General features: G+C 40.1%; 6 protein-coding genes. 5 read left to right on the top strand and 1 reads right to left on the bottom strand.

The features are described 5' to 3' along the window. The first annotated feature begins 1 nt into the window (after window position 1). A complete protein-coding gene (locus AC11ZT_RS08230; RefSeq protein ID WP_484059136.1) occupies window positions 2-1,246 on the top strand; it encodes an MFS transporter in 1,245 nt (414 codons plus the stop codon). Between the two features lie 120 nt (window positions 1,247-1,366). Here AC11ZT_RS08230 and AC11ZT_RS08225 read toward each other — a convergent pair whose 3' ends face one another. After that, window positions 1,367-3,355 carry a sigma-54-dependent Fis family transcriptional regulator gene (locus tag AC11ZT_RS08225; RefSeq protein ID WP_484059135.1) on the bottom strand — a complete coding sequence of 663 codons (1,989 nt, stop codon included), beginning with the start codon at window positions 3,353-3,355 and terminating at the stop codon, window positions 1,367-1,369. A gap of 216 nt (window positions 3,356-3,571) precedes the next feature. On the opposite strand from AC11ZT_RS08225, the gene AC11ZT_RS08220 reads away from it, so the two are divergent. From AC11ZT_RS08220 to AC11ZT_RS08205, 4 genes are all read left to right on the top strand, one after another. Continuing rightward, window positions 3,572-5,719, top strand: coding sequence for a hydantoinase/oxoprolinase family protein (locus tag AC11ZT_RS08220; protein ID WP_484059134.1), 2,148 nt, complete (start codon window positions 3,572-3,574; stop codon window positions 5,717-5,719). A 20-nt stretch (window positions 5,720-5,739) separates the two neighbouring features. Continuing rightward, complete coding sequence (locus tag AC11ZT_RS08215; protein WP_484059133.1) at window positions 5,740-8,013, top strand: hydantoinase B/oxoprolinase family protein; 2,274 nt, start codon at window positions 5,740-5,742, stop codon at window positions 8,011-8,013. Between the two features lie 19 nt (window positions 8,014-8,032). Continuing rightward, a complete protein-coding gene (locus AC11ZT_RS08210; protein ID WP_379971286.1) occupies window positions 8,033-8,533 on the top strand; it encodes an acetone carboxylase subunit gamma in 501 nt (166 codons plus the stop codon). A 306-nt stretch (window positions 8,534-8,839) separates the two neighbouring features. Then, window positions 8,840-9,857 (top strand): cation:dicarboxylate symporter family transporter (locus tag AC11ZT_RS08205; protein ID WP_484059132.1); only part of this gene is annotated, 1,018 nt, incomplete at its 3' end.

The raw sequence follows: 9,857 nt of genomic DNA, 5'->3' as shown, positions 1-9,857 counted from the left end.
TATGACGGTTGATTCAACTTCAAGCACTTCAATAGGGGCATTATTTCGTAACAGAGTCATTCGCACAATATTGTTGTCTGTGTTTTTTCTGCAAATCGGTATTTGGGTGCGTAACTATTCTATATTGTTGTATGTACTGGAGAAGACAAATAATAATCCAGTGGCAGTTTCGTTTATCTCTGTAGCTGAATTTGCACCTATCTTTTTATTTTCATTTATAGGAGGGGCATTTGCTGACCGCTGGCGTCCGAAGCGAACAATGATATGGTGTGATCTTCTGAGCGCCTTGTCTATTTTTATTGTTTTACTAACGCTTATATTTGGCAGTTGGACAGTGATCTTTTTTGCAACGCTCGTTTCGTCCATTTTGTCACAATTTTCACAGCCATCTGGTATGAAGTTGTTTAAGTTACATGTATCAGAAGAGCTGATTCAACTAGGTATGTCTATGTATCAAACTATCTTTGCTATGTTTATGATTTTAGGTCCGATTATCGGTACATTCGTCTATCAGCAATATGGTATCGATGCTGCCATTAGTATTATGGGGATTGCGTTTTTGTTATCAGCTACTGTGCTGTTTATGTTACCCCCAGATTACAATAGTAAAGCGCAGGAGGAAAAAACGACGCTTTGGCAAGAAATGCAGGCTGGATTTCGTTATGTTCTGAAAAAACGGGAATTGGCACTGCTTGGTGGTTGCTTTGTTGCCGCAGGGTTGGCACTCGGATTAACGCAACCACTTACTGTTTTTCTTGTGACTGAACGACTAGGGTTGCCAAAGGAGCACCTACAATGGTTAATGGCGGTAAATGGGATTGCCATGATTATTGGCGGAGGAATTGTTATGGGGACAGCAAAGAAATATGCTCCGCAGCATCTTCTTATGATCGGGATGTTTGTGAGCGCCGGTGGTTTTTTATTGATGGGGTTATCCACGCAGTTATGGCTGACACTCACGGCACAGTTTCTATGCGGACTTGTTTTACCATGTATCCAGATTGCAATTAACACAATGATTATGCAAAATACCGAGGCAGCATTTATCGGCCGGGTTAATGGTATACTAACCCCGCTTTTTATGGGAGCAATGGTTATAACGATGACGATTGCTGGATGGCTGAAAGAAGCAATATCACTTGTAGCTATTTTCGAAGTAGCAACAGTACTGTTTATAGTTGGGGTTATCATTATGATGCCGCTTTTAAAACAAGAAATAAAACAGGAAAATGTGAAGGAAATATAGATATTATGCGGTATGTGTAATAGTATAGGAAAAATTGGAAGGTATCAAACTAATGATACCTATTTTTTATGCAATACGTAATAAATGGAGTTCAAGAACTTGTTTTCAGATAATTTCTTTTTAGTCTTGCTGTAACTGATATTTTTTAATCTTCCGATACAGGGTGGATCTTGCTATATTCATTTTCTTTGCGACTGCAGATATATTCCAATCCATTTCCTTTAAAAGTTTGATGAGCATGTTTTGCTCTTTTGCTTCGAGTAACGATAAATTTACTTGGTCGCTGGTTAGGGGGATGTTCGTCTCGTTTTCAAATAAGTAAGATGGCAAGTCTTGTAATGTAATGACGGAGGTATCACTAAAAATAACAGCATGTTCAAGCGCATTTCGAAGTTCTCTTATGTTACCTGGCCAATTGTATTCTAACAGATAGGATTGAGCAGGTTCGGAAAGGAAAGTCGAGTTTTTGCCATATAGGGAAGAAAGCTGTTTTAAAAAGTATTCCGTTAGTAGTGAAATATCATCCCTTCGGTCACGGAGTGGGGGAATGGTAACTGTAACAACATTTAGTCTAAAAAACAAATCTTCTCGAAATAGCCCTTTTTTACATAATTCGTATAAATTTTTGTTCGTTGCTGCGATAATTCGAACATTTACAGATATAGGCTGGGATGATCCCAATCGGGTCACTTCTTTTTCTTGCAGCACCCTTAGTAAATGTACTTGTAAGTCTAGCGGCATTTCGCCGATTTCATCTAAAAATAAGGTACCTTCATTTGCTTCTTCAAATTTCCCCTTTTTTCCTCCTGTTACCCCTCCGGTAAAGGTTCCGCGTTCGTATCCGAATAATTCACTTCCAATCAGTTCTTTTTGGATAGCACCGCAGTTAATAGCTATAAACGGTTTGTTACATCTATTACTTGATTTATGTATGGTTTGTGCAATTTTCTCTTTTCCTGTTCCACTTTCTCCTAATAGAAGAATGGGAACATTTGATAGAGAGGCTTTATGGCATTTAAATAAAGCGGCTGTGAAGTTTGTTGACGTTCCAATGACCTCTGTCCAAGGTCCATCTTGTGGAATTCCTACTGAAGGAGCTTTTTCCTTATTTTTGTTGTCTTTAAATACAATCATATAGCCGACAAAAGCATCCATATAATAAATTCGGTTAATATCCATTATTTGAAAATCTTGAACCATCAAATTATTTTTGGTTGGGTTTCGGTTAGTGAATTTTGACATTAAATCCAGTTCATTTACTAGGCGAATAAAATGAGGATGTTCGGTAATTTTCAATTCGATTGATAGATTAAATTGATCCATTAGATGTTGACTGCATTGTACAACAAGCAGGGCACGATTAAGTACAAGAATATCTTCGGTTTTCCATTTACTGCTTTCACGAAAAAAAACATCGGTTAAATAGCTGTTTACTTTCATATAGATTTGTGCGAGCTGTGCTTCAATAACCTGTGCCATAGAAATTGCGAGTCCTAACGTATGAGGCTGGGCGTGATTCCAAAGTCCTGTGAAGTCGATTGCACCTATGATGTCTTTAGTAAAGGGATGAGTGATAGGAGAAGAGGAGCACGTCCATGGATGGCATCCTTGACAGTAGTGTTCGGCGGAAAAAATCTGAATCGGTTTTTTTGTAACAATACTAGTACCAATTGCGTTTGTGCCTGCAATAGGTTCACTCCAGTCCGTGCCGGATGAGAAATTCATTTTTTCAGCTTTACGAGTAGTTGTGGAATCACCTTTCAAATAAATAATGCGACCATTTTGATCAGATAAAGAAATCATATATCCGGTACCCGCCATTTTATGAAATAAGTCATCGATAATAGGACGGGAAATTTGATAGAGTTCGGATTTTTTTAGCAGTTCGTTTAACTCGTAATTTGATAAGGCGAGCTGTGTTTGTAATTGTGAAGGGTTAACGCCCGTTTCCTGACAACGCCTCCAAGAATGAAAAATAGTTGTCCTTACGTTTTCTACGATTGCATCCTCGTCCAAATTCGTAACAAATTGCTCCCACATTGTTTCCAATTGCTGTGCTTTACTTGGCAAATCGTAGGTAGAGAAAATAGATATATAAGGATTTTTCATTGGTTTCCCCCTTTTGCAATCTATAAGAAAATTCTCCCGTTTCATTGTTTCATGCAACATCCGTAGCGATACAGTTGTAGTAATTCGCTACAACTACATGGTTTCCTTCTTAGAAAATACCGAGCCATATTGGTATTTTGAAAGTCTAAAAAACTGGCACAGTACTTGCTATATAAAAAGATGAGTACGAAATATAGTTTGAAAGGGGAGATGGGAATGAAAACAGATACAACCAGAAAGGCGCAAATACTTGCTATAGACGCCGGAGGAACGATGACTGATACGTTCATCATTGATGACAAAGGCGATTTTGTCGTAGGTAAGGCACAGTCAACGCCGCAAGATGAATCCATTGGCCTTCTTAACTCTGCAAGAGATGCTCTTACATATTGGGGCTCGACAGTAGAAGAAGAGTTTCCAAAACTTCTTGCTGGTGTATATTCTGGAACGGCCATGCTAAATCGTCTCGTATCAAGAAATGGGCGCCGTGTTGGGTTGGTTGTTAATAAAGGGATGGAAGACTTTCATCGGATGGGCCGGGCTATTCAGGCTTATCTAGGCTATTCGTATTCTGACCGTTTACATTTAAACACACATCGCTTTGACCCCCCACTTGTATCTAGGGAATGTACAAAGGGTATTACGGAAAGAGTGGATTTATTTGGAAACGTCGTCATTCCGCTTTATGAACATGAGGTGGAACCTGCTATTTTAGAATTGTTAGAGCAAGATGTGGAAGCAATTGTTATCAGTTTGCTCCATTCATATAAATATCCTGTTCATGAACGAAAAATTAGAGATATTGCGATTGCTACATTACAAAAGGCTGGGAAAGATATACCTGTTTTTGCTTCCGTTGATTATTATCCAGTTAGAAAAGAGTCTCATCGTACGAATACAACGATTATTGAAGCTTATGCAGCTGATCCGTCTCGCGAGACATTGGCAAAAATCGATACGATGTTAAGAGATCACGGAGCAGATTTCGATCTTCGTGTTATGGCTAGTCATGGCGGGACAATTAGTACACATGCAAATGAACTAGCAAGAACGCTTGTTTCAGGTCCAATTGGGGGAGTAATTGGCGCGAAATACCTTGGTGAACATCTTGGGATTCGCAATATTGCATGCTCGGATATTGGCGGAACAAGTTTTGATATGGCGCTTATCACGCAAGGCGATTTAAGTATTAACACAAGTCCGGATATGGCAAGGTTGGTTCTGTCGTTGCCACTTGTTGCGATGGATACTGTCGGAGCAGGAGCAGGTAGCTTTGTCAGAATCGATCCAAACTTTAAATCGCTAACACTTGGACCGGACAGCGCAGGCTCGAGAGTGGGTGTTTGTTATCCGGACGGAGGATTAGATACGGTAACGGTATCTGACTGTCATGTTGTCCTTGGTTTAATTAATCCGAATAATTTTCTTGGCGGCGAAGTTAAGCTAGATCCGGAACGCGCCTATGAAGCTGTGAAAGAACAGATTGCAGACCCGCTCGGGTTAGAGGTAGAAGACGCTGCATACGGTGTCATCGACTTGCTAGAATCGCAGCTTCGCAATTATTTAGAGTCAATGATTTTAGGCAAAGGATATTCACCATCTCAATACGTCTGTTTCTCATATGGCGGGGGAGGTCCTCTTCATACGGCAGGCTACACAAAGGGTCTTGGTTTCGAGGAGGTTCTCGTACCAGCGTGGGCAGCAGGATTTTCTGCATTTGGTTGCGGCGCTGCAGATTTCGAATATCGCTATGATAAAACACTTGATATTAATGTAGATAACGATGCACAAGATGAAAATAAGTTAATTGGCGGTAAAGTATTGCAAGATGCCTGGGATGAACTGATGGAAAAAGTTGCAGGTGAATTCGAGAAAAATCAGTTTAATAGAAAAGATGTAGATTTCCGTCTCTATTTCCGCATGCAATATCAAGGACAATTAAACGACCTTGAAATTGAAGCACCGATTGCGTCATTTAAGAGTGTAAGCGATTGGGATGCATTGGTAGAGGCATTTGAAGAGACTTATACAAGAGTGTACGCAAAAGCGGCAACTTCACCTGAACTTGGTTATAGCATCACGGGGGCAATCATTCGTGGTGTTGTGGAAGTTGCTAAACCTCGAATTTCTGAAGAACCTTTAACAGGTGAAACGCCGCCTAAGGATGCATATCTTGGCGAACGTCCCGTGTATTGGAAAGGCGAATGGTTGATGGCGGATATTTGGGAAATGGAAAAGCTGAAACCGGGCAATAGAATCCAAGCATTTGCGATTCTTGAATCTCCAGCCACGACGTTTGTTATTCCGCCTGGATTTGAAACGTATTTGGATGGACATCGGATTTTCCATTTGAACGAACTCTAATGTAAAAGGAGGTTATGGATATGAAACTAACAGATAAAGGTCTGAAGGGACGCAAAAACATTGGCTGGGACGGAAAAACCCTGAAGCAAATGCGCGAGGAAATTGATGAGGTTAGCCGTTCTACAGGCCATTATGCAGGACTTCAAACGTTGCCGCTTAAAGAAACGGATCCGATTCGGTATGAAAAGATTTTTTCGAAACTGCGCGGAGGGGTCGTGCATGCTAGAGAAACGGCAAAAAAAGTAGCAGCCTCCCCGATTGTTGAGCAAGAAGGAGAGTTATGCTTTACGTTATATACGCCGGATGCGGACTCGGTTGTAACATCTACCGGAATTATTATTCATGTAGGTACGATGGGTGCAGCTATTAAATATATGATTAAAAATGATTACGAGGTAAACCCAGGGATTGAGGATGGAGACATCTTCTGTAACAATGATTGTCAAATTGGAAATGTTCATCCATGCGACGTTCATACGATTGTTCCAATTTTTCATGAAGAAGAGTTAATTGGCTGGGTAGGCGGAGTAACACATGTAATTGATGTAGGAGCAACGGCTCCAGGTAGTATGACGGTGGGACCGGTTACTCGCTATGACGATGGTTACCAAATTGCTTGTCGGAAAATTGGAAAAGCAGATACGTTGTTAAAAGACTGGTTAATTGAGAGTCAACGTTCTGTCCGAACAACAAAGTATTGGCTTCTTGATGAACGGACGCGTATTGCCGGTTGTCATATGATTAGGGACCTTGTTCTTGATATTATCAAAGAGGAAGGCACTGACACGTATAAGCAATTTATTCGCGAAGTAATTGAGGATGGACGCCGCGGCTTTGTGAATCAGGTGAAAACATTGTTGATTCCGGGGAAATATCGCCAGGTTTCATTTGTTGACGTACCATATGAAAATTTAGATGTGCCTCCTTACGCTCGTGTTAACACTATTATGCATGCACCTACTGAGCTTACGGTTCATAAAGATGGAAAATTTCAAATCAACTTTGATGGTGTAAACAGATGGGGATGGCATAGCTATAATGCAACGCCTGTCGCAATCACGAGCGGAATTTGGGTCATGATGTCACAGACGCTCATTCCGAATGACCGTGTGAATGATGGTGCACTATATGCTAGTAGCTTTGATCTTCCATATGGTTCCTGGTTAAATCCGGATGATATTCGTACAGCCCATAGTTATGCTTGGCACTTCCTTGTTTCTGCTTGGAGTCCTTTGTGGCGCGCCCTTAGTCGTAACTATTTTGCACGCGGTTATTTGGAAGAAGTGAATGCCGGAAATGCAAATACGTCTAACTGGCTACAGGGAGGCGGGTACAATCAGTTTAATGAAAACCATGCTGTGAACAGCTTTGAATCAGCTGCAGAAGGTGTTGGGGCGAGTGCAGTGAAAGATGGTATTAGCCATGCCGCGGCAATTTGGAATCCTGAAGGCGATATGGGAGATATGGAAATTTGGGAATTAGCAGAGCCACTTCTTTATTTAGGACGGAGCATTAAGCCCAACACCGCAGGCTATGGAAAATACCGCGGTGGCAGCGGGTATGAAACACTCCGAATGGTGTACGGGGCGAAGGACTGGACGATGTTCTTTATGGGTAACGGGTATATGTCAAGTGACTGCGGATTAATGGGCGGATATCCTGCAGCATCCGGATATCGTTATGAAGCACATGGTACGAATATAAAAGAACGGATTGAAAAGAGTTTGCCAATCCCAACAGGGGGAGATATCGATCCTGATAATCCAGAATATGAAACATTAATGGAGGCACAGGAGGTAATTCGCGATAAGCAATCTATTACGACAGAAACCATTTTTAAGGATTACGATCTGTATTTAAACTACCTTCGTGGGGGTCCTGGATTCGGAGATCCGCTTGAGCGTAAGCCAAAAATGATTGAAGACGATTTAAATGACGGTCATATTCTTGTTCGTTATGCAGAGAATGTGTACGGAGCCGTTGTGAGCAAAAACGAAAAGGGTTCGTACGTTGTCGATGAACAAGCAACGGAAAATCGCCGCAAGGAAATTAGAAAAGAACGACTTACGCGTGGTATAGCTACTACGAAGTGGATGGAGCAAGAGAGAGAAGCAATCGTGGCAAAAGATGCGAAAGTACAGGTACGTCATATGTACGCAGGTAGCTTTGCACTTAGCGAAAGCTTTCTGAACGAGTTTAAAGAGTTTTGGAATGTACCGAACGAATGGGACTTGACGGAGGATGAGCTAGAGATGCCAGTATTCGGGGCGAAAATCAAACGGAACGACAAATAATGTTGAATGGGGTGATAACATGACACAATACGATCGTAAAACCATTGAAGAGCTAGTGGATGGGACGATTGATTTTTACAAGTTAAAAGAGATGCTTTCAAATTTTAAGGATTTCGACCGGTTTAAAACGTACATTAGTATTCTGCAGGAACGAGTACCATGGAATGATCCAATTCTTCTTCCAGCTGGTCTTCACCTGTATATTGTTCAGAAGAAAAACGGGGATAGAATTGTAAAGTGTGATTGTGGTCATGAATTCTGTGATGCGAAAGACAACTGGAAGCTTCACTCTCTGATTTACGTACGAGACACCCCGGAAAAAATGGCAGAATTATATCCGAAAATGCTTGCCCCTGATCCAGAATGGCAAGTCATTCGTGAGTACTACTGCCCTGAATGTGCAACGCAGCTCGAAGTAGAAGCTGTCACACCTTGGTATCCAATCTTAAAGGATTTTGAACCTGATATTGATGCTTTTTATAGTGAATGGTTAAAAATGCCCCTTCCACAGGCAAAATAAGAATGGGAATCAGACGATGGTGAAAACTTTTCGTCTGATTTTTTTATTTGCTCTTACAGAGAATAATTTAATAAAATAATTTAATTGATATGTTTAATTCTATATTGACATAGCATGAAAATAGCTTTACATTTAATTATGATATATTATTAATAAAAAAATAGATATATAGGCTATACTATTTAGACTTCTCTATTATGTTGTAGGGAATTAGTATAACCTATTACAAGTTTTGTTCTAGTCAGGTGAAAATGTAACCGTTTTCAAAATCAGGGGATGCAATTTAACTTCGGAGGAGAGTCATTCATGAGAGTTATTAAGAATCTAACGTTTCAAGTGGCGATTGCTATTATTCTAGGTATCATTGTAGGGACATTTTGGCCAACTGTGGGACAACAGATGAAGGCAATTGGGGAAACCTTCATTAATGCAATCAAAATGGTAATTGCACCAATTATCTTTTTAACGATTGTACTTGGTATTGCAAATATGGGAAATATGAAAAAAGTGGGTCGTGTTGGCGGAAAAGCGCTATTATACTTTGAAGTTGTTTCGACATTTGCCCTTATTATTGGTATTGTTGTTGCTAACTTGGTAAAACCAGGTTCTGGGCTCGATCCATCGAAGCTTAGCAAAGGGGATGTTTCCTCTTTTGTACAAACGGGTAAGTCAATGAACTGGGCGGATTTCTTTTTTCATATCGTACCATCTAATATGTTTGATGCGTTTGATAAAGGAGATATTCTACAAATCTTGTTTTTCTCTATCCTCTTTGGAGCAGGCTTAACAATGCTTGGCAAAACGGGGGAACCTCTTATCGACTTTTTTGAAAGATTATCAAAAGTATTTTTCAATATATTAGGTATGGTAATGAAATTGGCCCCTCTTGGCGCATTTGGTGGAATGGCATTTACAATTGGAAAATTTGGTATTCATACTCTTATTCCACTTGGTAAACTCATGATTTGTGTATATGCAACTATGTTTTTATTTGTGTTTGTTGTCTTGTTCCTTATTTCTAAAATGTATAAATTTAGTCTATTGAAATATTTATCCTATATTAAAGAAGAAATTCTTATCGTATTAGGTACTTCTTCATCTGAATCCGTGTTGCCACGAATGATGGCAAAGATGGAGAAATTCGGTGCTTCTAGATCTGTAACGAGTCTAGTTATTCCAACAGGTTATTCCTTTAACCTAGATGGAACTTCTATTTATTTATCGATGGCAACGATTTTCTTAGCACAAGTATTCCATGTTAATCTTTCCATCGGTCAACAAATTACGATTATTGCCATCTTGCTCTTAACATCAAAAGGTGCGG

The organism is Ectobacillus sp. (assembly GCF_056992975.1).
This window is presented reverse-complemented; position numbering and strand designations above follow the sequence as displayed.